Genomic DNA, 20,897 nt, shown 5'->3' with positions numbered 1-20,897 from the left:
GCTCAGCCGGTTTTCGAGACCAACGTGAGTGACGGTTTCAACGCGGCGATCCCGGCGGAGACGGCGGCACGGCCCTTCGCGTAGCTCGTGTACGCGGATTGGCTGGTCATCAGCACTACGACGTACCGGTTGTCGGCACCGACGACACCCGTCGTGTTCAGTACGACCGCGCTCTTGAGGATCATCCAGCCCTGCTTGATCGACCAGGTCGAGTTCGGCAGTCCGGCAGGGATGCCGAAGTACTGCGGGAAACCGTCGTCGGCGGTCTCCTTGGCGTGGTACAGCGCGTCCATGATGGTCGATTTCGCGCTGGCCGGCATGGTGTTGTCGATGAACTGGTAGACCGCGACGACGTCACTCGCGCTCATCTTCGCCATGCCCCACTGGCCGACGATGCTCGGCAGGAGCGTGTGTTTGAGCCCGATGAGGCCGACCATGCGGGTGATGATCGCATTGCCGCCGTCGCGCTCCCAGAACGCCGAGGCGTCGCCGTCGTTGCTCCCTTCCAGCATCTCGGCGAGCTCGTCGCTGTCGGTCGCCGAAAGCGGCTGCCAGTTGTTGCTGTGCAACGCGTCGATGGCGATCAGGAGCTTGACGACGGACGCCGTGTAGAGAGGGGTGTCAGCGTTCGAGCCGGCCAGCACCTCCCCGCTCGTCCCGAGATCCCGGTCGTACACCTCGAAGCCGACCTGGGCGCCCCGCGACGCTCCCACCACCGCACCGGTGACCTGTTTGACGAGCATTTCCTGTGCCGATTCCGACAGCGGCTGGGCAGTGGGCGTGGGGGTCGGACTCGGCGTCGGCGTCGGCGTGGGGGTGCTGGTCGGAAGCGGGATGCTCGACGTCATCAGCGGTGTCGGCACCGCCGCGGCGGCATCGTCCTGTCGGCGCGGATCGCCGGCGCGACCACGAGCGTCGCGGTCAGGATGACCGCGGCTGTGGTGGCACCGGCGAGGCTGAGCAGGATCGGCCGTTTGCGCATACCCCATCACGCCAGGAGAAGCTGGGAGCAACGCGGGTTTCAGCTGTCCGTCCCCTGTGACTTGCTGTGAAAACCCCATGATCGCCGCTGCTCAGTGTGGGACTCGGCTCCGTGAACGTGGGACTCGCCGAGCACACGCGCGCAACGCCGGCTTGCCTTCGGTGACCAACTGCGGCTGCTCCGCGACTCTGCCGACGTCTCCGGCAAGAAGCTCGCGCAGCAGCTCGGTTGGCAGGCTTCGAAGATATCTCGAATCGAGAACGCGAAGCAGTCCGTCACCGACGCCGACATCGTCGCGCTCGGCGAAGCCCTCGATATCGGACCCGAACAGAAGGAAGAGCTGCGCAACGCGCTCCGTGCGATCCGCATTGAGGAAGCCCGCTGGAATCGTCAGCTACGGGTCGGGCATCGCGCTGTGCAGGAGAGTGTTGGCCAAGCCGAGCAAGCAGCCCACCGAATCCGAGTCTTCTCACTCACGCTGGTCCCGGGCCTCCTGTAAACCGCTGAGTACGCTCGCTGCGTTTTCGAATCCCTGAGCAAGTTCCACTCGTCGCCAACCGATACCGACCAGGCGGTCAAGGCGCGCATGGATCGACAGCAGGTGTTGCACCAGGAGGGAAAGCAGGTCGAGATCCTGGTGACCGAAGCTGCGCTTCGCGCACGGGTTGCGCCAGCACGAGTACAGCTCTACGGCAGGTACTTCGATGCACTCTGGGAGTGCGTCGGAAGGAGACGATGCCAGGGCCTTGTTGGTTCGGATCCTGGAGTCCTTCGTCCACGCTCTGTGAGATCAGGAACTCGCTTGCCACGGCCGTTGCGACCAGGTAGCGGGCTGGCCTGATGAGACAGTTCGCATGATCGCGCAATTCTTCTCACCTGCGTGACTCCCCGGCGCCAGCTCAGCCCGTTGCATCCTCCGTGATCAGGTCGGCGCATTTTTCGCCGATCGCCATCGTGGTGATGCACGGGTTCACCGCGACCAGGAACGGCATGGCCGAGCCGTCGGCCACCCGTAGTCCGTCCACCCCGCGCACGCGCAGGCGCTCGTCGAGCACGGCCAGCGGATCGTTGTCACCGCCCATTTTCGCGGTGCAGGAGGGGTGATAGACGGTGTTGTGCGTCTTGCGGAGGTAGTCGGCGATCTCGTCGTCGGTCTTCACGTCGCGGCCGGGCGCGAGTTCGGTGCCCGCCCATTCGTCCATCGCCGGCTGCTCCACGATTCGGCGCGCCAGCTTGATTCCGTAGGTCATCACGCGGATGTCGTGCGGGTCGCTGAAGTAGCGCGGGTCGACCTTCGGTTTGTCCCGGAAGTCCCTGCTGCGCAGCCGAACTGTGCCCGTGGAGCGGCTTCGGGTGACGTTCGGTGTCAGGCAGAAGCCGTTTTCGGTGGTCGGGTAGCCGTGGCGCAGCGTGTTCATATCGAACGGAACGGAGCCGTAGTGGAACATCAGATCAGGCCGGTCGAGGCCGTCCTCGGTGCTGGTGAAGATGCCGATTTCCCACCACTGGGTGGAGTCGGTGACCATCGGCTGCAACGCGTCCCACTGGATCACACCTTCGGGATGGTCCTGCAGGTTCTCGCCGACACCGGGGGAGTCGACAAGCACGTCCACTCCGACTTCGCGCAGGTGCGCGGCGGGCCCGATTCCCGAGAGCATCAGCAGTTTCGGGGTGTCGATCGCGCCGGAGCTGACGATGACTTCGCGGCGCGCCTTGAGGGTCACGTGGTGGATCAGGTCCTCGGCGAGGTACTCGACACCGGTGCAGCGCTTGCCGCCGAAGGTGAGCTTCTTCGCTCGCGCCCCGGTGCGGATCTCCAGGTTGGTCCGCTCACCGATGATCGGGTGCAGATAGGACACCGACGCCGAAGAGCGTGTCCCGTCCTCACGCGCGTTGATCTGGAACCAGTTCGCCCCATGGGTGACGGTCTTGCCGGAGTTGAACTCGGTGCGCGGGATGCCGGCTTCCTCGCACGCGCGCAGCAGCGCGACCCCGGCCGGGTCGTGCGGTGGGACCGAGCGGATCGTCACCGGTCCGGAGCGGCCGTGGTGGTCTCCGGGGCCGTCGTTGGTCTCCAGCCGTTTGTAGAGCGGATGGATGTCGGCGGCGGACCACCCGGGCAGTCCGAGCGACGCCCACTCGTCGAGGTCCTCGGCCGGCGCCCAGAACGCGATGCAGGAGTTGTGCGATGAGCAGCCGCCCAGCACCCGCGCCCTGGCGTGGCGCAGGAACGAGTTGCCCGATTCCTGCGGCTCGACGGGGTAGTCCCAGTCATAGCCCGATTCCAGCAGCGCCATCCACTTGGTCAGCTCCAGCACCGCCGGATCGTCCACATCGGACGGGCCGGCCTCGAGCAGGCACACCGTCACGGCCGGGTTCTCCGAAAGCCTCGCCGCGACAACGGATCCTGCCGTCCCGCCGCCGACGATCACGTAGTCGAACTCTTCGATCACTGCTGAGTCGCCTCCTCGGCGTCGGTGGTCAGTACTTCTTCGGCCGCGGCCGCGAGCGGGTCGGCGACCGAAGCGTGATCGGCCAGCACCCCGACCTTGTGCCGTTGCACGAACCAGTAGTAGGCGAAGCCGCCGAGCGCGAAGACGCCCACGAACAGGACCGAGCTCCAGCGCAGGTACCAGTGGTAGGGCGGATCCGCGTTGTAGATCTCGTTGCGCGGCCAGGCCAGGTTGATCGTCATCGCGCCGCCCCACAGGATCGCCAGGATGTTCACCGGCAGGCCCCAGCGGCCCAGCGAGAACCGGCCGGCCGGGGCGTTCTTCAACGGCCACTGCCCGCGCAGCCGTTTGACCAGCAGGGGCACTGTGACCAGCAGGTAGGCGAGATAAATCAGGATGATCGCCAGGCTGGTCACAGCCGAGAAGATCTGCGCGGAGTTGATGTTGACCGCGAGCAGCGCGATCGCGATCACGCCGATGATCACCGCGGGCAGCACCGGGGCACCGGTTCGCTTGTTCACCTTCGCGAGCTTCGAGCCGCCGGGCAAAGCGTTGTCCCGCGCCATGGCGAACGCGATCCGGATCGCCGCGGTGTGCACGGCCAGCACGCACACCGTGATCGCGATGAACACCACGAACAGGAACACCCGGCCGATGGTCGAGCCCAGTGCGTCGGTGAGCACGTACTGCAGGCCGACCGTGCTGAGCTGCGGGGCGCGGATGTTGCCCACCGCCATCAGCGCGAACAGGATGATCAGGCCGCCGAGGATGAACGACGCCACCAGCGCCCGCAGGATCGCCTTCGGCGCGTTCTTGTGCGGGTTCACCGACTCCTCGCCGAGCGAAGCCGCCGTGTCGAACCCGTACATGACGTACGAAGACGCAATCGCCGCGATCAGGAACGCGCCGAGATAGCCGCTCGAATGACTGTTGCCGGTGCCGAGTGTCTCGGTGACCACCCCGGGGCCGCGGGTGAAGTGCGCCGCCAGGAAGATCACCAGCAGCACGGCGAAGAGCAGCTCGATGAAAACGCCAGTGCTGTTGATCCTGGCCATCAGCTTCACACCGAAAGCGTTGACCAGCATGGTGAACAGGATCAGCACAGTGGCCAGCAGCACCCCGTTGGCCGCGTCGCTCGTGCCGCTGCCGTCTCCGATGAACTGGAAGAAGCTCGAGATCTGCGGCAGTGTCCGCTGGTAGGCGAGTGCCGTGGCCGAGATCGACACGATCGACGCCAGCAGCATCATCCACCCGGCCAGCCAGGCGACGTGCGAGTTGCTGAGCTTCTTTGCCCAGTTGTAGATCGAGCCCGCGACGGGGTAGTGCGCGGCGAGTTCGGCGAAACTCAGCGCCACCATCAGCTGGCCGGCGAACACCAATGGCCAGGACCACCAGTATGCCGGCCCGCCCTGGGAGATCCCCAGATAGGACAGCTGGAACACGCCGGTCAGCACCGAGATGTAGCTGATGCCCGCGGCGAAGGTCTGGAAACTGCCCAGAGTGCGCTTGAGCTGGTTCGTGTAGCCGAAGTCGCTGAGTTCCTGGTCGCCGGAGTCGGAGGTCAAGGCGATCCTTTCCCTTCTGCTGCGCGGACTACTTGGCTTCCCCGGAGAACCAGCCGGACGGCCCGGGACGCAGGTTCTGGTAGATGTGCTTGGCCTCCTGGTACTCGGCCAGCCCGGACGGCCCGAGCTCGCGCCCGAAGCCCGACTGCTTGAATCCGCCCCACTCGGCTTGGGGCAGGTACGGGTGATAGTCGTTGATCCACACCGTGCCGTGCCGAAGCCGGTTTGCCACCCGCTGCGCGCGAGCGGCGTCGTTGGTGAACACGCCGCCGGCGAGGCCGTAGTTCGTGTCGTTCGCGATGCGGATCGCGTCTTCCTCGTCGGTGAAGGTCTCGACCGTGAGCACCGGGCCGAAGGACTCGTCGATCACCGCGCTACTGCCCTGCTTGACGCGATCGAGGATGGTCGGCAGGTAGTAGTGGCCGTCGGCGAGTTTCGGGTCATCGGGACGTTTGCCGCCGGTCCGCAGCACTGCGCCTTCGGCCAGCGCCGCGGCGACGTAGCGCTCGATTTTCGCGAGATGTGCCGCGGAGATGAGCGGACCGGTCTCGGCACGTTCGTCGAACGGCCCGCCGAGACGGATCAGTTCCGCGCGGCGGACCAGTTCATCGACGAACCGGTCGTGCCACTCTTCGGCGACGATCAGGCGCGCTCCGGCTGAGCAGACCTGTCCGGAGTGCAGGAACACGGCGGTCAGCGCGTAGTCGACGGCTGTTTCGAAGTCGGCGTCGGCGAACACCACGTTGGGGTTCTTGCCGCCGAGTTCCAGTGCGACCTTCTTGACCGTGGCCGCGGCCGACGCGGCGATGATCTTGCCGGTGGCCAGGCCGCCGGTAAAGGACACGAGGTCGACGTCCGGGTGCTCGGACAGCGGCGCGCCCGCGTCGGGGCCGGCGCCGAGGACGAGGTTCGCCACCCCGGCCGGCAGTCCGGCCTCGGTGAGCAGCTTCATGAACAGGATCGACGTGTGCGGAGTGAGTTCACTCGGTTTGAGGACGAAGGTGTTTCCGGCGGCCAACGCCGGAGCGATCTTCCACACGGTCTGTAAGAGCGGGTAATTCCAGGGGGTGATGAGACCGCACACACCGACGGGCTCGTAGACGATCCTGCTGAAGGCGTCCGGCGTGCCCGCGTCGACCACACGACCTGCGTCGTTGGCGGCGAGCTTGCCGAAGTACCGCAGGCAGGCGGCGATGTCGGCCATGTCGAATTCGCTCTCGACCAGGCGTTTCCCGGTGTCGAGCGATTCGGCGCGGGCGAAGGTGTCCTTATCGCGGTCCAGCAGGCCGGCGGCTCGTAGCAGCAGGTCGCCGCGTTGGGCGGAAGGGGTGGACGGCCAAGGTCCGTGGTCGAACGCCTCCCTGGCCGCGGCGATGGCGGCCTCGGTGTCCTCCCTGGTCGCTTCGGCGACCACCGCCACCAGCGAACCGTCCGCCGGGCACCGGATCTCCCTGGTCCCGCCGCCGCGTGAATCGACCCACTGTCCGCCGATAAAGAAGTCCGCCATTCCGTCCTCTCCGTGTCCGTTCGATCTCGCTGCGTAGTGATCAAGGAGGTGCCGTGATCATGTTGTGATTATTGCGCCGAAGGAACCAACGCGCTTGTTACGCGGCGTCGCGACGACCACGAAGGGGGACAGCCGTACTGGACGGGGCTCCGTAGACTGTGCGGACGTCCCGGGCGAAGCGCGGGCGAGTCGAACAGGCAAGTGGAACAGGCGAGGTGGAGTGTGACGTTGCTGCAGTCCGTGCACGGACCGGCCGACTTGAAGAGCATGGACTACGGCCGGCTGGAGCTGGTGGCCGACGAGATCCGGGACTTCCTGGTCGACAAGGTCCGGCTTGCGGGCGGGCATCTCGGGCCCAACCTCGGCGTCGTCGAGCTGACGATGGCGCTGCACCGCGTCTTCGATTCGCCGACCGACGCGATCGTGTTCGACGTGGGGCACCAGTCGTACGTCCACAAGATCATCACCGGGCGGCAAGACGGCTTCGACCGGCTTCGTCAGACTGGCGGCGTCACCGGTTATCCCGCGCGGGACGAGAGCGAACACGACTTCGTCGAGAACAGCCACGCCTCCACCGCGTTGTCGTACGTGGACGGCCTGGCGAAGGCGTTCCGACTCGCCGGCGGTGGTCGCCACGCGATCGCCGTCGTCGGTGACGGCGCGCTGACCGGCGGTATGTGCTGGGAGGCGCTCAACAACATCGCCGCCGACCGCACCCGCCCGGTTGTCATCGTGATCAACGACAACGGACGGTCGTACTCGCCGACGATCGGCGGTTTCGCCGAGCACCTCGCCTCCCTGCGGTTGAGGCCCGGGTACGAGCGCTTTCTCGACCGCGGTCGTGCGCGGCTCCTGCGGACGCCGGTTGTCGGCAAGCCGATCTACGCGGCGCTGCATGCGGCGAAAGCCGGGATCAAGGACGCGCTGAGCCCGCAGATGATGTTCTCCGACCTCGGGCTGAAGTACCTCGGCCCGGTCGACGGGCATGATCTCGTGGCGCTGGAAAAGGCGTTCCAGAGCGCGCGGGACTTCGGCGGTTCGGTGATCGTGCACGTGGTCACCGAAAAGGGCCACGGTTACCCGCCCGCGGTGAACGACGCGAACGACCAGATGCACCAGACCGACCCGATCGACCCGGAAACGGGCCTGCCCCCCATCAAGGGCCTGAGCTGGACCGGGGTGTTCGGCGACGAGCTCGCCCTCATCGGTGCCGAGCGTGCGGACGTCGTGGCCATCACGGCGGCGATGCTGCGGTCCACCGGGCTGCAGAAGTTCGCCGACGCGTTCCCGGACCGCTGGTTCGACGTCGGCATCGCCGAGCAGCACGCGGTGACTTCGGCGGCCGGGCTCGCGATGGGCGGGATGCACCCCGTCGTAGCGGTGTACTCGACCTTCCTCAACCGTGCTTTCGACCAGCTGCTGATGGATGTCGCGCTGCACAAGCAGCCGGTGACCTTGGTGCTCGACCGCGCCGGCATCACCGGACCCGACGGACCGAGCCACCACGGCATGTGGGACCTGTCGCTGCTGGGCATGATCCCGGGCATGAAGGTTGCCGCACCTCGTGATGCCGAGACCCTGCGTGAAGAACTGCGCGAGGCAGTGTCCATTTCGGACGGTCCCAGTGCGTTGCGGTTCTCCCGTGGCGCGGTGATCGACTCCGTGCCAGCCGTCGAGCGTGTCGGCGCTGTCGACGTGCTGCGTCGCCCGGCCTCCGGGACCAACGCGGACGTCCTGCTCATCGCCGTCGGTGCGTTCGCCCCGCTGGGCCTCGCGGCCGCGGACCGGCTCGCGGACCAGGGCATCGGCGTCACCGTCGTCGACCCGCGCTGGGTCGTCCCGGTCCCGCCGGCGCTCGTGGCGCTCGCCGAGCAGCACCGGCTTGTCGTCACGGTCGAGGACAGCGGACGTCACGGCGGCTTCGGTTCGGCACTGTCGGCCGTCTTCCGTGACGCGGAATGTGACGTCCCGTTGCGGGATCTCGCCGTGCCGCAGGAGTTCCACGCCCACGGTTCCCGTGCCGAGGTGCTCGCCCGGATCGGCCTCACCGCCCAGGACGTCGCCCGCAAGGTCACCGAATGGGCGTCGACCACCCTCGGCGCCACCAAGGAACTCGCCAAGGACTCGTAGTCGCAATGGCCGGAAAGTCTCTGAGCTGACATGGCGGAGCGCAGATTTCGCGGTACCGGTGTGGCGGTTTCCCAGGGATTCACTGGGTTCCTCTGCGCGGGTGTGCTGGCTTTCGCCGGGGCTTTCGGCGTGCGAGAGGAGCATCTGCACGGGGGCGGGGCACTGGCTTGGCGCCTGAGCTGGTGGGGCGTTTCGGCTCTGTGCCTTCTTCTGGTCGTCACGGCGGTCCGGCAGCGGTTGGTTGTCGACGACCAAGGGCTCCAGGTGCGCAACGCGTTCCGCACCCGACGGCTGCCCTGGTCGGAAATCAGCGGGTTCTCCGTGCACAGCATGAAAGCCGGTCGGGGCCGGGTGTGGTGGTACGTGGCGGTCGAGCAGCGGTGACCGTCGCAGCGACCCGGGGCGTGATCTCGATCGTCGGTCGGTGCCGGACCGTGCGGCTCCGAGCGACGTCGTTGATTCCGCGCTTCACATCAACGCCTTCGCGACCTCACTGCTGACGACCAGCGGCAGCGCCGGGCTTCCTGGACCGCCGCCGCGAGCCGCTGGGACTAACCCCAGCGCGTCATGACGTGCTTCACGCGGGTGTACTCGGCGAACGCGTAGGCCGAGAGGTCCTTGGCGTGGCCGCTGAGGCCGAAGCCGCCGTGCGGCATTTCCGCGACCAGTGGCCCGTGCGTGTTGACCCAGACGCAGCCGAAGTCCAGCTCGCCGGACACCCGGACGGCCCGCGAGTGGTCGTTGGTCCACACCGAGGACGCCAGGCCGTACGGGACGCCGTTGGCGAGCGCCAGCGCTTCGGTCTCGTCGGCGAAGGACTGCACGGTGATGACCGGCCCGAAGATCTCCTCCTGCACGATTTCGTCGTCCTGGCGCAAGCCGGAAACGACCGTGGGAGCGAAGAAGAACCCCCGCTCGGACGCGGGCTTGCCGCCGGTCTCGAGTCGAGCGTGCGAAGGCAGCCGTGCCAGCAGTCCGCGGACCCGGTCGAACTGGGCGGCACTGTTGAGCGGGCCGAAGTCGACGCCCGCGGTGTTACCGGCGGCGACCTTCGTCAGCTCGGCGACGAACGCGTCGTGGATCGACTCGTGGACGAGCACCCGGCTGCCCGCGGTGCAGTCCTGCCCGGCGTTGTAGAACGCGGCGCCCACGATCCCTTCCGCGGCTTCGGCCAGGTCGACGTCGTCGAAGACCAGCAGCGGTGCGTTGCCGCCGAGTTCGAGGTGCGTGCGCTTGAGGTCGGCGGCGGCCACCGTGGCCACGTCGATACCGGCGCGGGTGGACCCGGTGATCGACACGAGCTCGGTGATCGGGTGCCGCACCAGCGCACGGCCGGTGTCGCGGTCACCGCACAGCACGTTGAACGCGCCCTGCGGCAGGAACTCCGCCGCGACCTTCGCCAGCAGCACGGCCGTGCTCGGGGTCGTTTCGGCCGGCTTGAGCACCACGGTGTTGCCCGCGGCCAGTGCCGGGGCGATCTTCCACACGCCCATCATCAGCGGGTAGTTCCACGGCGCGATCTGCGCGCACACCCCGATCGGCTCGCGGCGGATCACCGAGGTGTGCCCGACCGCGTACTCGCCCGCGGCGGTGCCGTCGAGGTTCCGCGCGGCGCCCGCGAAGAACCGCAGGGCGCTGACGCTTTCCGGGATTTCTTCGTCCAGGACGACCTGCCGGATCTTGCCGGTCTCGGCGACTTCGGCGTCCGCGAACTCTTCCGCGCGCGCCTCGACGGCGTCGGCGATCTTCAGCAATGCCAGCTGCCGTTGTGCCGGCGTGCTTTTGCGCCACACGGCGAACGCCCGCGCGGCCGCTTCGAGCGCGGCGTCGACGTCGGCTTCCTCGGACAGCACGCTGCTGCCGGACACCTCGCCGGTCGCCGGGTCCACCAGGTCGAGCGTCCGCCCGCCGGCGGCCGGAACCTCCCGCGAGTCGACGAAGTTCAGGACCGTCATGATTTCTCCAAGTGGGTCGGCTCGAACATCTTCAGCAGCGCGGGAAGCACGACGACGTGGGGGCCTGGCGTGCGCAGCGCCTCGGCGAGGTCGGCGCCGACGGTGTCCAAAGTGGACAGATTCGCCGGCACCCCGAACGACTTCGCCAGCGCGACGAAGTCGGGCCGGGCCAGTTCGGTCGCGGTCGATTGGCCGAACGCGCCGGTCAGGTACTCGCGCAGGATGCCGTAACCGCCGTCGTCGACGATCAGCCAGGTGACGTCGAGTTGGTGCTGGACGGCCGTCGCGAGCTCCGCGAGGCCGTACATCGCGCCGCCGTCGCCGGACACCGCCAGCGTGGCGCCGCCCGTGGCCGCCGCGCCGCCGAGGGCACCGGGCAGGCCGTAGCCCAGCCCGCCGGCACCCTGCGCGGAGTGGATCGGCGCGTGGTCGGGGTTCCACACCGACCACGCCCAGTACGCGGCGATCGTCATGTCCCAGAACGTCTGCACGCCGTCCGGAACCGCGGCCCGGATGTCCGCGAGCAGCTTGCGCTCGACGTCGAGGGGCTGCGCGTCGAGTCGGTCGCCCACCTTACCGAGCAGCTCGGCGACGGCCTTTTCGGCGCGGCCGTCGGACTTCCGGATCGGCACCCATTCCAGCAGCGCTTCCACCGCGAGCTTGACGTCGGCGTGGATACCCAGCGCCGGGTAGTTGGATTCCAGCTTCCCGAGATCGGCCTCGACCTGGATGACCTTCCCGCGCGGCGCGAATTCCCGGTAGTTGCTCGACAGCTCACCGAGCCCGGAACCCAGTACCAGCAAGACATCCGCGTCGGCGAGGAACTCCGTCGAGTGCCAGTCCTCCAGCCAGGACTGGCCGGACAGCTCGTGGTCCCAGTCGAAAATGCCCTTGCCACCGAACGTCGAGAGCACGGGCGCGCGCAGGGCCTCGGCGAGTGCCTTCAGCTCGATGTAAGTGCGAGACCGCTGCGCGCCGCCTCCGGCGAGGATCACCGGATTCCTTGCCTCGCCAAGGAGTTCGGCTGCCGCGGCGATGAGCTCGGGCAGCGGTTCCAGCGGGGCGGGGGTCGCTGTGGCCGAGGTGATCCGCGGCAGTGTGGTCTCTTCGAGCAGCACGTCCTGCGGGATTTCGACCCACACCGGGCCGAACGGCGCGGTCGACGCCGACGTCCATGCTTCGCGCAGCGCGGTCGGGATCTGGCTCACGGTACGGACGACGTGGACGGACTTGACGATGCCCGAGAAGCTCGCCTGCTGGTCAGGGAGCTCGTGGAGGTACCCGTGCCGTCCGCCGCCGAGCCCGGCGACCGGGATCTGGCTGGAGATGCCCAGCACCGGCACCGACGCGGCGCGTGACTCCTGCAGCGACGCCAGCGTCAGCAGCGCGCCCGGGCCCGTCGACACGATCATCGGGGTGACCGGCACCGGATCGTCCGAATCGCCGGCGAGGCGTGCGCGAGCGAACCCGTCGGCGGCGAACGCGAGGTTGTTCTCCACCCGCGAGCTGATCAGCGCCAGGTCGGGTGCGCGTCGCAGGGCTTCGAACAGCCCGAGCGCGTGCTGGCCGGGGAGACCGAACACGGTGTCCGCGCCGAGCGCGCGCAGGGTTTCGACGACGACGTCGCCGCCGATCCGCCGCGGTGGTTCCAGAACCGTCATGCGCCCTTCCTCAGGCTCAGCAGACTCACCAGGTCATACGCCACGTGCGAAGCCGCGACGGCGGTGATCTCCGCGTGATCGTATGCCGGGGCGAGCTCGACGACATCGGCGCCGATCAGGTTGCAGTCCCGCAGTCCGCGCAGGATTTCCAGCAGCTCTCGGCTGGTCAGCCCCCCTGCTTCGGGGGTGCCGGTGCCCGGCGCGTGGGCGGGGTCGAGGACGTCGATGTCCACTGAGACGTACAGCGGACGATCGCCGACTCGCTGGCGGAGCGCGTCGATCGTCTCGTCGACGCCACGGCGCAGGACGTCACCGGAGGTGATGATGCCGAAGCCGAGCCGCCGGTCCTCTTCGAGGTCGCGCTTGCCGTACAGCGGACCGCGCGTGCCGACGTGCGAGAGCGCGCTGGTGTCGAGGATGCCTTCCTCCGACGCCCGCCGGAACGGCGTGCCATGGGTGTACGGCTCGCCGAAGTAGGTGTCCCAGGTGTCGAGGTGCGCGTCGAAATGCAGCAGCGCCACCGGGCCGTGCTTCTTCGCCGCCGCGCGCAGCAGCGGCAGCGCGATGGTGTGGTCACCGCCGACGGTCACCAGTTTGGTGTCGCCCGCGGTGAGCGTTTCGGCCTCCTGCTGCAGCGTCTCGATCGCTTCGCCGATGTTGTACGGGTTGAGCGCGACATCACCGGCGTCGACGACCTGCGTGCCCTCGAACGGCGAGACGTCGAGGCCGGGGTTGTACGGACGCAGCAGCCGGCTCGCCTCGCGCACCGCGGCCGGGCCGAACCGCGCGCCCGGCCGGTACGACACGCCCGCGTCGAACGGCACGCCGAGCACGGCGATGTCCGCATGCTCGACCTGGTCCATCCTCGGCAGCCGTGCGAACGTCGCGAAGCCCGCGTAGCGGGGCACCTTCGACGCGTCGGTCGGGCCGATCGGGGCGTTACTCACTTTTGCTGCTCTCTCTTCTTGGTTGGGGTTCAGGCTTTCACAGCGGCGAGTGCTGCTGCTGCTGCTTCTTCTTCTTCTTCTTCTTCTTCGACGGCGCTGCCCTTCAGCCGCCGGTTCCACACGCTTATGACGGAGTCCGGCGTGCGCGGACTGAGCAGGCTGCCCACGACGTACGCGACCAGGCTCGAGCCGAGGCCGTAGTAGATCGGCGAGTTGGCTTCCATCCCGTCGATGACCATGAACGCGACGACCACGACGGTGCCGGTGATCATCGACGAGAGCGCGCCGACGCGGTTGCCGCGCTTCCAGAACAGCGCGCCGAGGATCGCCACCAGCAGGCCGCCGACCAGGATGTTGTAGGCGATGGTCAGCGCGTTGACGACATCGGTCACCACCATCGCGATGCCGATCGCGAGCAGGCCCAGCACCAGCGTGGTCCACCGGTTGCCGTTGACGTCCGCCTCGGGATCCTTGCCGGAGCCCTTCAGCCCCAGCTTGCTGAGCAGGTCGGACGTGCTCACCGTGGAGCACGCGATCAGCGCGCCGCTCGCCGTCGACATCATCGCCGACAGCGCCGCGGCCAGCACCAGCCCGCGGACTCCGGTCGGCAACAGGCGTTCGACGATGGTCGCGAAGGCGTCCTGCGCGCTGCCGAGATCCGGGTAGAGCGACTTCGCGGCGGTGCCGATCAGCGCGCCCGCTACGGCGTAGACCAGGCAGTAGACGCCGGAGATGATGCCGCCACCGGTGGCGACCCGCGGGGTCCGGGCGGTGAACACGCGCTGCCAGATGTCCTGGCCGATCAGCAGGCCGAAGCTGTAGATCAGCACGTAGGTGAAGATCGTGCCGCCGCCGATCGCGGTGAACTGGAAGTAGCTCTCGTCCAGGCGTGCCCGCATGCCGCTGAAGCCGCCTGCCGAGTGAATCGCGACCGGCAACAGGATGAACAGGATGCCGATGGTCTTGATGACGAACTGCACGATGTCGGTCAGCGTGATCGACCACATGCCGCCGAGGACCGAGTAGAGCACCACGATCGACCCGCCGATGCCGATCCCGATCCAGTTGTCGACGTTGAACAGCACCTTGAAGATCGTCGCGAACGCGAGCGTCGAGGTCACCGTCAGCATCAACGTGTACGCCCACATCACCACGCCCGAGATGGCGCTGGTGGACCCGCCGTAGCGGAGGTCGAGCATCTCGCCGACGGTGTAGACGCGAAGCTTCACCAGCCTCCGGGCGAACCCGGCGTGCAGCACCAGGATGCCGATCCCGATGGTGATCACCAGCCACGCGCCGGAGACGCCGAACTGGTAGCCGAGCTTGACCCCGCCGACCGTCGACGCGCCGCCGAGGACGACCGCCGACATCGTGCCGGAGTACATGAACCAGCCGAGTCGCCGGCCCGCGACGAGGTAGTCGGACTTGGTCTTGGCGAGCCGCAGGCCGATCCAGCCGACCCCGAGCATTCCCGCGATGTACACCGCGATCACCGCGTAATCACCGGCCACGGTGCCTCCAATCTTCGTTGTGGGGTCACCGTAGGTTCACCGAAGCACGCAGAGACATGGGACAATCTGACCCATTCCGACGTATCCTTGGGTTGAAATGACCACAAACCTCGATTCGTTCGACGCCGAAGTGAATGTCCCGTTACGGGCGGTTCTGGGCAACTCGGAGCTCGCGCTGGACGTCGTCGCCGAGACCCTGCGCCCCGGCGCGCTGGACCTGCCCGTCCGCTGGGCCCATGTCAGCGAGCTCCTCGACCCCGCGCCGTACCTCCTCGGGGCCGAGCTGCTGCTCACCGCCGCCGTGAACCTGCCGGACAATGCCCGCGAAGTCGATCTCTACGTGCGTCGCCTCCGAACCAGTGGGATCACCGCGCTCGGCTTCGGGCTCACGCCGCCGCTGCACGAAACGCTGCCGCCTGCCCTGCGGCAGTCCTGCATCCGGCACGGCGTGCCGTTGCTGGTCGTGCCGCCGTCGACGCCGTTCCTGGCGATCTGCCGCGCGGTCGCCGTCGCGCTCAGTGAGGCGAGCCGGCGCGAGCAGCGCCTGGTCTCCGACGCCAGGGAGGCGCTGACACGAGCCGCTGGTCGCGGACTCGGTGAGCTCGCGACGACGTTGTCGGCCCGAACCGGCGGTTGGGTCGCGCTCGTCGACCCTTCGGGTGAGCTCGCGGCCGGGAACCGGGCTCCGGCGCCACTGCCGGAAGCGGTCCGTGAACTGCTCGAAACACTGCGTTCGGGCACCGGTATCCGCAGCGCGACGACGGAACTGGCCGACGGCACGGTCGTCGTCGCCCAGCCGGTGCATCCGCAGGCCGCGTCGTCGCCGCTGCTCGTCGTCGGCCGTGAGCGGCGGTTCGACGGCACCGATCGCACGATCGTCGCACTGGGTGCCGGACTGCTCGGGCTGGTCGGCCGCGCGGGATCCGACGCCGCCGAGCTGGGCGCCGCCGCGACGGCGTTGCTGCTCGGTCGTTCCGAGGTCGACGCCGTGCTGCCTGAACTGTTCGGAACGGCCGAGTGCCGCGTGGTCGCGGGCGTCGCGCGGCGGCGCGGGCCCAGCGAGGTCGCCGTCCGCTACGACTGGCTGCGCGCGCGGCTCGACACTCCGCTGGTCCAGGTGCTCCCGGGCCTCAGGTTCGTCGCGATCGCCGCGGTAGCGCCGGACGCGGACGCGCTCGACGAGCTTCGCGGCGAAGGCTGGCTGACCGTCGTCGGCAGCGCTGGGCCGGCGTCGCGGTTGCCTGCGGGTTGGGCCGAGGTCGAGACGCTGCTGCGGCGGGCTCGGTCGCTGGACCGCCCGGTGACCGCTTCGGCGTCCGGTCTGAGACTTGCCGACGTCGTCGCGCCCGTAGCGGCGGGCGAGTTCGCTGCGCGCCTGCTGGGGCCGCTGCTCGAACTCGATCGGGTGAGGGACGGCGATCTGGCGCCCACCCTGCGATCCTGGCTCGCCCAGCACGGCGGCTGGGACCGCACGGCCGCCGAGCTCGGCGTGCACCGCAACAGCGTCCGGCACCGGATCGGGCAGGCCGAGCGTGCTCTCGGCGTCGACCTGGCGGACCCGGAGGTGCGGATGGAGCTCTGGTTCGCCCTGCGCTGGGCTGATCAATAATGTCCTTAAAGGCCACTCTCAGGAAACTGTGGCACCTTGGTGACGTGCGCATTCTTGTAGTGGAAGACGAAGAGCCCCTCGCCGACGCGATCGCGCGTGGACTGCGCCGGGAGGGGATGGCGGTCGACATCGCGTTGAACGGTGACGACGGCCACGAAAAGGCAACCGTGACCCGGTATGACGTCGTGCTGCTCGACCGTGACCTCCCCGGGATGTCCGGGGACGAGCTCTGCCAGGAGATCGTCGCGTCCGGCGAACTCACCCGCGTGCTGATGCTGACCGCGAGCAGTTCGGTGTCCGACCGGGTCGACGGCCTGTCCCTGGGCGCCGACGACTACCTGGCCAAGCCGTTCGCGTTCCCCGAGCTGGTCGCGCGGGTGCGCGCGCTCGGGCGCCGCGCCACGCCGGCAGCGCCGCCACTGCTGACCGCGGGCGACGTCGAACTCGACCCGGCCAAGCGCACGGTGCGCCGTACGAGCGGTCCGATCGAGCTCACCCGCAAGGAGTTCGGCGTCCTCGAGGTGCTGCTGTCGGCCGGTGGTTCGGTGGTGAGCAGTGAGGAACTGCTCGAGCGGGTGTGGGACGAGAACGCCGACCCGTTCACCACGACCGTCCGCGTCACGGTGATGACCTTGCGGAAGAAGCTGGGCGAACCGGGCATCATCGAGACCGTGGTGGGCTCGGGGTACCGGGTTCCCGACGGTAAAAAAGCCGGGTGAGCGGCGGGGCCAGGCTGCTTTCGGTGCGCGGTCTGCGCGCCCGCATCACCCTGCTGGCGACCGGGCTGGTCGCCGGGGTGAGCTTGCTCCTGCTCTGGCTCGCGTGGACGCTGGTCGGCGATTCGGTGTCCGCGGTGCCGCAGATGCCGCCGGGCACGCTGGTGCGCGTCGACGGCGTCGACGTCGACGCTTCGGCGCTGGCCGATCATCTGCGCGCCCACGCCCGGGACAAGGTGCTGCTGTTCGGTTCCCTCGCGTTCTTCTTCGTCGTCGCGGCCGCCGCGATCCTGGCGTGGACGTTCACGTCCCGTGTGCTGCGGCCGCTGCGGGAGATCACCGGTGCGGCACGTCGGCTGTCGATCGAGTCGATGGGCGAGCGGATCGGGCCGATCCGCTCGAAGGACGAGCTGTCCGAGCTCGCCGGCACTTTCGACGACATGCTGGACAGGCTCCAGGCCGCGTTCGAAGCGCAGCGCCATTTCGTCGCGAACGCGAGCCATGAGCTGCGCACCCCGCTGTCCGTCATCAGAACCGAGTTGGACGTCACCCTGGCCGACGACGACGCCGACGAAGCCGAATTCCGCCGCATGGCGAGGGTTGTGCGCGAAGCGACCGATCGGGCGGGCCAGCTCGTCGGGTCGCTGCTGCTGCTCGCGCGGACGGATGGCGCCGGACTTGTCACGGGGGAACCGGTCGACCTCGCCGTGCTGGTCGCGAGCGCGTGGTCGGCCGTTGACGCCGAAGCCGCGAAACGCAGTATCCGCGCGGAGTTCGCCACGGCGTCGGCGGCGACTTTCGGAGATTCCGCGTTGCTGGAGCGCGTCGCGGGGAACCTGCTGGAGAACGCCGTACGGCACAACGTCGATGGCGGCTGGATCGACGTCGCGACCGTCGCCGGGCCGCAGTGGTCCACCTTGCGTGTTCGCTCGTCCGGCGGGCTGCTGGACCCGGCCATCGTGCCGGAGCTGTTCGAGCCGTTCCGCCGGGCGGGCGTCGCGAGGACGGCGCGTTCGGGCGCCGGGCTCGGGCTGTCCATCGTGCGTGCCGCCGTCCAGGCACACGGAGGTTCGGTGTCGGCCGAGCCGGTGGTCGGCGGCGGGCTGTCGGTGACCGTGCACCTGCCCGCACTGCGCTGAATCCGGGCGCCGGGTTACCGTGCTGGCATGGTTCCCGCGATCGAACTCTCGCCCGGCGTGTCCCTGCCACAGGTCGGTTTCGGGGTCTACAAGATCCCTGACGACGAGGTCGGGGCGGCGGTTCGGACAGCGTTCGATGCGGGCTACCGCTGCGTCGACACAGCGACGCTCTACGCGAACGAGCGTGGCGTCGGCGAAGCAGTCCGATCGAGCGGCCTTGCGCGTGAGGACGTGTTCGTCACGACCAAGCTGTGGAACACCGACCATGGTTACGACGAAGCCTTGCGCGCCTTCGACCGGAGTCTCGGCGAGTTGGCACTGGACCAGGTCGACTTGTATCTGATCCACTGGCCCGTACCGAGCGCCGACCGGTATGTCCAGACGTGGCGGGCGCTGGGCAAGATCCTCGCCGACGGCCGGGCACGCGCGATCGGTGTGTCGAACTTCGGCGAGGAACACCTGGCCCGCCTGCTGGACGAGACGGGCGTTGTTCCGGCGGTCAACCAGGTCGAGCTGCACCCGTGGCTGCAGCGGTCCGCGCTCGTCGACTTCCACCGCCGCACCGGGATCGCCACGCAGGCCTGGAGCCCCCTCGCCCGCGGGAAGCTGTTCGACAACGAGACGATTCTGGCGATCGCCGCCAAACATGGGAAGACCCCGGCGCAGGTCGTCCTGCGTTGGCACGTCGAGAACGGCCACGCCGTGATCCCGAAGTCCGTGACCCCGCACCGCATCGCGGAGAACATCGCGCTGTTCGACTTCGCCCTCGACACCGACGACCTCGCCGCCATCGCGGCCCTGGACGCCGGCCGCCATGTCGGCTCCCAATCCCGCGGCTGACCGCCCGGGCGACGTCGCGTCCTCGCCGGCCGTCATCACCGGTGTCCTCGGTCAACGTGAAGCAGTGGGCGGTCGAGCTGCGCGCTCAGTTCCCCTCGGCGACCGGTGTCGATTCCATCGCGGACTCCGACTTCGTCGACGATGCGCGACCGGCCGCGAAACCATGCCCGGCGAGTGGCGAGTGGCCACAGCCCTAGCGACCACAGCGATCTGAGGTCGGTAGCGCACACTTAGCACATCGGGAAGGCTGCGCAACGACAACGCGGAGATCATGCGCCGTGTCGAGGCAGGTGAGAGCTTCACGGTGACTCGGAATGGGAAGCCTGTCGCTGATCTTGTGCCGCATCAGGCGACCGACGGGCCGCGCGGACGTTGGCCAGGGCTCAAGCCGACTTTCGCGCCTTGCCGTCGGTTGATCTCGCCAAATGGAACAGTGATCGGGCAGCTGATGACGAAGTCTTCGGCCCGGATGATCTCGGCGAGCCGAGCTGATGGTTGGTCGCGTTGTGCTCGATACCTGCGTGAACACTGCCCCTGTTGACACGCAATGCCGCTGACTTCAACGGACTTGAGCGGCTGGTACAGGTCATACCTGTCTGACGGCTCGCGGTGTGCGAGTCCGCTCAGGGCCACACCAGTGGCGTTGAACGCCGCTGCCTGGAATGTGGAGGGCTGGCTGGTGCGGCAGGTCCTGTTTACGGCAGCGAGGACCGGGGCCGGCGGGTGAACGCCGAGCGGTCCTGAGGGCCTGTCACGCCGTGCTGCTGGTGATGTGACTGCTGGGCCGGTCCGCGAGGCTACGGACGAGCTGCCGAACCCGCCGCCTCGACCACCCCCGACACCCTGGCGTTCAAGGGATTGGCGTTCAAGGGAGCGCTGTGCTGTGTTGGATTGCTTGTCGTGCGGAGTTCCGGTCTAGGGCAGCAAGGCCGGGGCGCCTGCGGCACAGGGACCGGATCGGCGGGCCGCATCCTGCCGCTGGTGGTGTGGGTGGGGTGTTGCCGCCAGGGGTGAAAGGGACGTTCTTTGCATCCAACGTAAGTGAAACGCCGTGCGCAGTTCGCCACTCACGTTAAGCAACCGGGCTCGTTTGCCTGGTGTATGCGTGAGTGACGTGGCAAGCAGTTGCAGGCGGCGAGCGGGCGTATTTCGTTGCGGTGGCAGCCTTTCCGAATATTCGATGACTACGTTCCGCGATAGTGTGTATCACCTGAACGTGTTCCGAATAAACGTTCGATCCGTAGTAGAATAAAGGAGTGCCCAGCGTAACGATCACCCTCCCTGATCCCGCCGATATCCGGCGTGCGGATCCGGCGACGCTGGTCGAGTACGCCCGCGTGATCACCCGGGAGATGAACCGGTACACGGCGTTGCTGGGGCTCGTGGTCACCAAAACCGAGACTGATGGCATCAAGGCGACTCACCAGTACAACTCGGCGGTGCAGTGGCTGATGCATACAACGGGGATGGCCGAGCCCGCAGCACGTCAGATCGTGGTCCGTGCCCGCGGCACCAACTCCTTGTACGCCATCGACGGGACAGAGATTCCCGCAGTCGCACCCCTGACCGGTCTTGCGGCACTGGCCGGTGTCCTCACTCCCGCGCATGTGGACGTGATCGTGAAAACGATGACGGCCATGCCTGCGACGGTGTCGGAGGAGGATCGGGTGGCGGCGGAGAAAATCCTGGTCAACCTCGCCGTTAACGCGTCCCCGGTCGAGGTGAAGAAGGCCGGCGACCGGCTGTTGGACACGGTGGATCCGGATGGGCCGGAGCCGAAGGATCCGCCGGAGAGACCGGAGCGGGAGTTGTCGTTCCAAGAGCACCGTGACGGGTCCGCGACCCTCAAAGGCAAGCTCGACAACCTCGCCTACGCCCAACT

17 protein-coding genes and 2 pseudogenes are annotated in these 20,897 nt (G+C 68.1%); 10 read left to right on the top strand and 9 right to left on the bottom strand.

Annotated elements, in window-relative coordinates; translation table 11 throughout:
- Nucleotides 1–2: 2 nt before the first annotated feature.
- On the bottom strand, nt 3–848 hold the full coding sequence (locus JWQ81_RS19355; RefSeq protein ID WP_297543467.1) for a hypothetical protein: 846 nt from the start codon (nt 846–848) through the stop codon (nt 3–5).
- Nucleotides 848–982 (bottom strand): hypothetical protein, encoded by a 135-nt coding sequence (locus JWQ81_RS19350; protein WP_297543465.1) that lies wholly within the window; start codon nt 980–982, stop codon nt 848–850. Before JWQ81_RS19350 ends, JWQ81_RS19355 begins: the two co-directional genes overlap by 1 nt.
- 166 nt (nt 983–1,148) lie before the next feature.
- Between JWQ81_RS19350 and JWQ81_RS45030 the strand changes: the two are divergent.
- Both JWQ81_RS45030 and JWQ81_RS45025 read left to right on the top strand, forming a co-directional pair.
- Nucleotides 1,149–1,481: pseudogene (locus JWQ81_RS45030) on the top strand (helix-turn-helix transcriptional regulator); the annotation flags it as partial.
- A 12-nt stretch (nt 1,482–1,493) separates the two neighbouring features.
- Nucleotides 1,494–1,823: pseudogene (locus JWQ81_RS45025) on the top strand (Scr1 family TA system antitoxin-like transcriptional regulator); the annotation flags it as partial.
- Nucleotides 1,824–1,881: 58 nt separating this feature from the next.
- Here the strand turns inward: JWQ81_RS45025 and JWQ81_RS19345 are convergent.
- From JWQ81_RS19345 to JWQ81_RS19335, 3 genes are read right to left on the bottom strand one after another with little or no spacing between them, the layout of a single operon-like run.
- The gene (locus JWQ81_RS19345; RefSeq protein WP_297543463.1) at nt 1,882–3,435 is read right to left on the bottom strand and encodes a GMC family oxidoreductase N-terminal domain-containing protein; all 1,554 of its coding nucleotides are present in this window, start codon (nt 3,433–3,435) and stop codon (nt 1,882–1,884) included.
- Nucleotides 3,432–5,000: an amino acid permease gene (locus JWQ81_RS19340; protein ID WP_297543461.1), complete on the bottom strand. Its 1,569-nt coding sequence runs from the start codon at nt 4,998–5,000 to the stop codon at nt 3,432–3,434. Before JWQ81_RS19340 ends, JWQ81_RS19345 begins: the two co-directional genes overlap by 4 nt.
- 28 nt (nt 5,001–5,028) lie before the next feature.
- A complete protein-coding gene (locus JWQ81_RS19335; RefSeq protein ID WP_297543459.1) occupies nt 5,029–6,507 on the bottom strand; it encodes an aldehyde dehydrogenase family protein in 1,479 nt (492 codons plus the stop codon).
- A 222-nt stretch (nt 6,508–6,729) separates the two neighbouring features.
- On the opposite strand from JWQ81_RS19335, the gene dxs reads away from it, so the two are divergent.
- Both dxs and JWQ81_RS19325 read left to right on the top strand, forming a co-directional pair.
- On the top strand, nt 6,730–8,637 hold the full coding sequence (gene dxs / locus JWQ81_RS19330; RefSeq protein WP_297543457.1) for a 1-deoxy-D-xylulose-5-phosphate synthase: 1,908 nt from the start codon (nt 6,730–6,732) through the stop codon (nt 8,635–8,637).
- 60 nt (nt 8,638–8,697) lie between these two features.
- Nucleotides 8,698–9,021 carry a PH domain-containing protein gene (locus tag JWQ81_RS19325; RefSeq protein WP_297543455.1) on the top strand — a complete coding sequence of 108 codons (324 nt, stop codon included), beginning with the start codon at nt 8,698–8,700 and terminating at the stop codon, nt 9,019–9,021.
- A gap of 167 nt (nt 9,022–9,188) precedes the next feature.
- Here the strand turns inward: JWQ81_RS19325 and JWQ81_RS19320 are convergent, their stop codons facing one another.
- Genes JWQ81_RS19320 through JWQ81_RS19305 form a run of 4 tightly spaced genes read right to left on the bottom strand, consistent with a single transcriptional unit; the run spans nt 9,189 to nt 14,711 of the window.
- Complete coding sequence (locus JWQ81_RS19320) at nt 9,189–10,592, bottom strand: aminobutyraldehyde dehydrogenase (RefSeq protein ID WP_297543453.1); 1,404 nt, start codon at nt 10,590–10,592, stop codon at nt 9,189–9,191.
- Complete coding sequence (locus tag JWQ81_RS19315) at nt 10,589–12,253, bottom strand: thiamine pyrophosphate-binding protein (protein WP_297543451.1); 1,665 nt, start codon at nt 12,251–12,253, stop codon at nt 10,589–10,591. The genes JWQ81_RS19320 and JWQ81_RS19315 overlap by 4 nt, the downstream gene beginning before the upstream one ends.
- On the bottom strand, nt 12,250–13,200 hold the full coding sequence (gene speB / locus JWQ81_RS19310) for an agmatinase (protein WP_297543449.1): 951 nt from the start codon (nt 13,198–13,200) through the stop codon (nt 12,250–12,252). Before speB ends, JWQ81_RS19315 begins: the two co-directional genes overlap by 4 nt.
- 29 nt (nt 13,201–13,229) lie before the next feature.
- The gene (locus JWQ81_RS19305; protein ID WP_297543447.1) at nt 13,230–14,711 is read right to left on the bottom strand and encodes a sodium:solute symporter; all 1,482 of its coding nucleotides are present in this window, start codon (nt 14,709–14,711) and stop codon (nt 13,230–13,232) included.
- 97 nt (nt 14,712–14,808) lie between these two features.
- Here JWQ81_RS19305 and JWQ81_RS19300 point away from each other — a divergent pair, with 97 nt between their 5' ends.
- From JWQ81_RS19300 to JWQ81_RS19275, 6 genes are all read left to right on the top strand, one after another.
- The gene (locus JWQ81_RS19300; protein ID WP_297543445.1) at nt 14,809–16,320 is read left to right on the top strand and encodes a PucR family transcriptional regulator; all 1,512 of its coding nucleotides are present in this window, start codon (nt 14,809–14,811) and stop codon (nt 16,318–16,320) included.
- Nucleotides 16,321–16,364: 44 nt separating this feature from the next.
- Nucleotides 16,365–17,039 (top strand): response regulator transcription factor, encoded by a 675-nt coding sequence (locus tag JWQ81_RS19295; protein ID WP_297543443.1) that lies wholly within the window; start codon nt 16,365–16,367, stop codon nt 17,037–17,039.
- Nucleotides 17,036–18,175, top strand: coding sequence for a HAMP domain-containing sensor histidine kinase (locus JWQ81_RS19290; RefSeq protein ID WP_297543441.1), 1,140 nt, complete (start codon nt 17,036–17,038; stop codon nt 18,173–18,175). The genes JWQ81_RS19295 and JWQ81_RS19290 overlap by 4 nt, the downstream gene beginning before the upstream one ends.
- Before the next feature lie 27 nt (nt 18,176–18,202).
- The gene (locus JWQ81_RS19285) at nt 18,203–19,015 is read left to right on the top strand and encodes an aldo/keto reductase (RefSeq protein ID WP_297543439.1); all 813 of its coding nucleotides are present in this window, start codon (nt 18,203–18,205) and stop codon (nt 19,013–19,015) included.
- A gap of 271 nt (nt 19,016–19,286) precedes the next feature.
- A complete protein-coding gene (locus JWQ81_RS19280) occupies nt 19,287–19,556 on the top strand; it encodes a hypothetical protein (protein ID WP_297543437.1) in 270 nt (89 codons plus the stop codon).
- Nucleotides 19,557–20,271: 715 nt separating this feature from the next.
- Nucleotides 20,272–20,897 (top strand): DUF222 domain-containing protein (locus JWQ81_RS19275; protein ID WP_297543435.1); only part of this gene is annotated, 626 nt, incomplete at its 3' end.

Source organism: Amycolatopsis sp. (genome assembly GCF_025464955.1).
Taxonomy (GTDB): Bacteria; Actinomycetota; Actinomycetes; order Mycobacteriales; family Pseudonocardiaceae; genus Amycolatopsis.
This window is presented reverse-complemented; position numbering and strand designations above follow the sequence as displayed.

Coding starts and splice junctions, on each gene's coding strand:
- JWQ81_RS19355 (WP_297543467.1), bottom strand. CDS start 848: ATGACGTCGAGCATCCCGCTTCCGACCAGCACCCCCACGCCGACGCCG.
- JWQ81_RS19350 (WP_297543465.1), bottom strand. CDS start 982: ATGCGCAAACGGCCGATCCTGCTCAGCCTCGCCGGTGCCACCACAGCC.
- JWQ81_RS19335 (WP_297543459.1), bottom strand. CDS start 6,507: ATGGCGGACTTCTTTATCGGCGGACAGTGGGTCGATTCACGCGGCGGC.
- JWQ81_RS19320 (WP_297543453.1), bottom strand. CDS start 10,592: ATGACGGTCCTGAACTTCGTCGACTCGCGGGAGGTTCCGGCCGCCGGC.
- JWQ81_RS19315 (WP_297543451.1), bottom strand. CDS start 12,253: ATGACGGTTCTGGAACCACCGCGGCGGATCGGCGGCGACGTCGTCGTC.
- JWQ81_RS19300 (WP_297543445.1), top strand. CDS start 14,809: ATGACCACAAACCTCGATTCGTTCGACGCCGAAGTGAATGTCCCGTTA.
- JWQ81_RS19285 (WP_297543439.1), top strand. CDS start 18,203: ATGGTTCCCGCGATCGAACTCTCGCCCGGCGTGTCCCTGCCACAGGTC.
- JWQ81_RS19280 (WP_297543437.1), top strand. CDS start 19,287: ATGCGCCGTGTCGAGGCAGGTGAGAGCTTCACGGTGACTCGGAATGGG.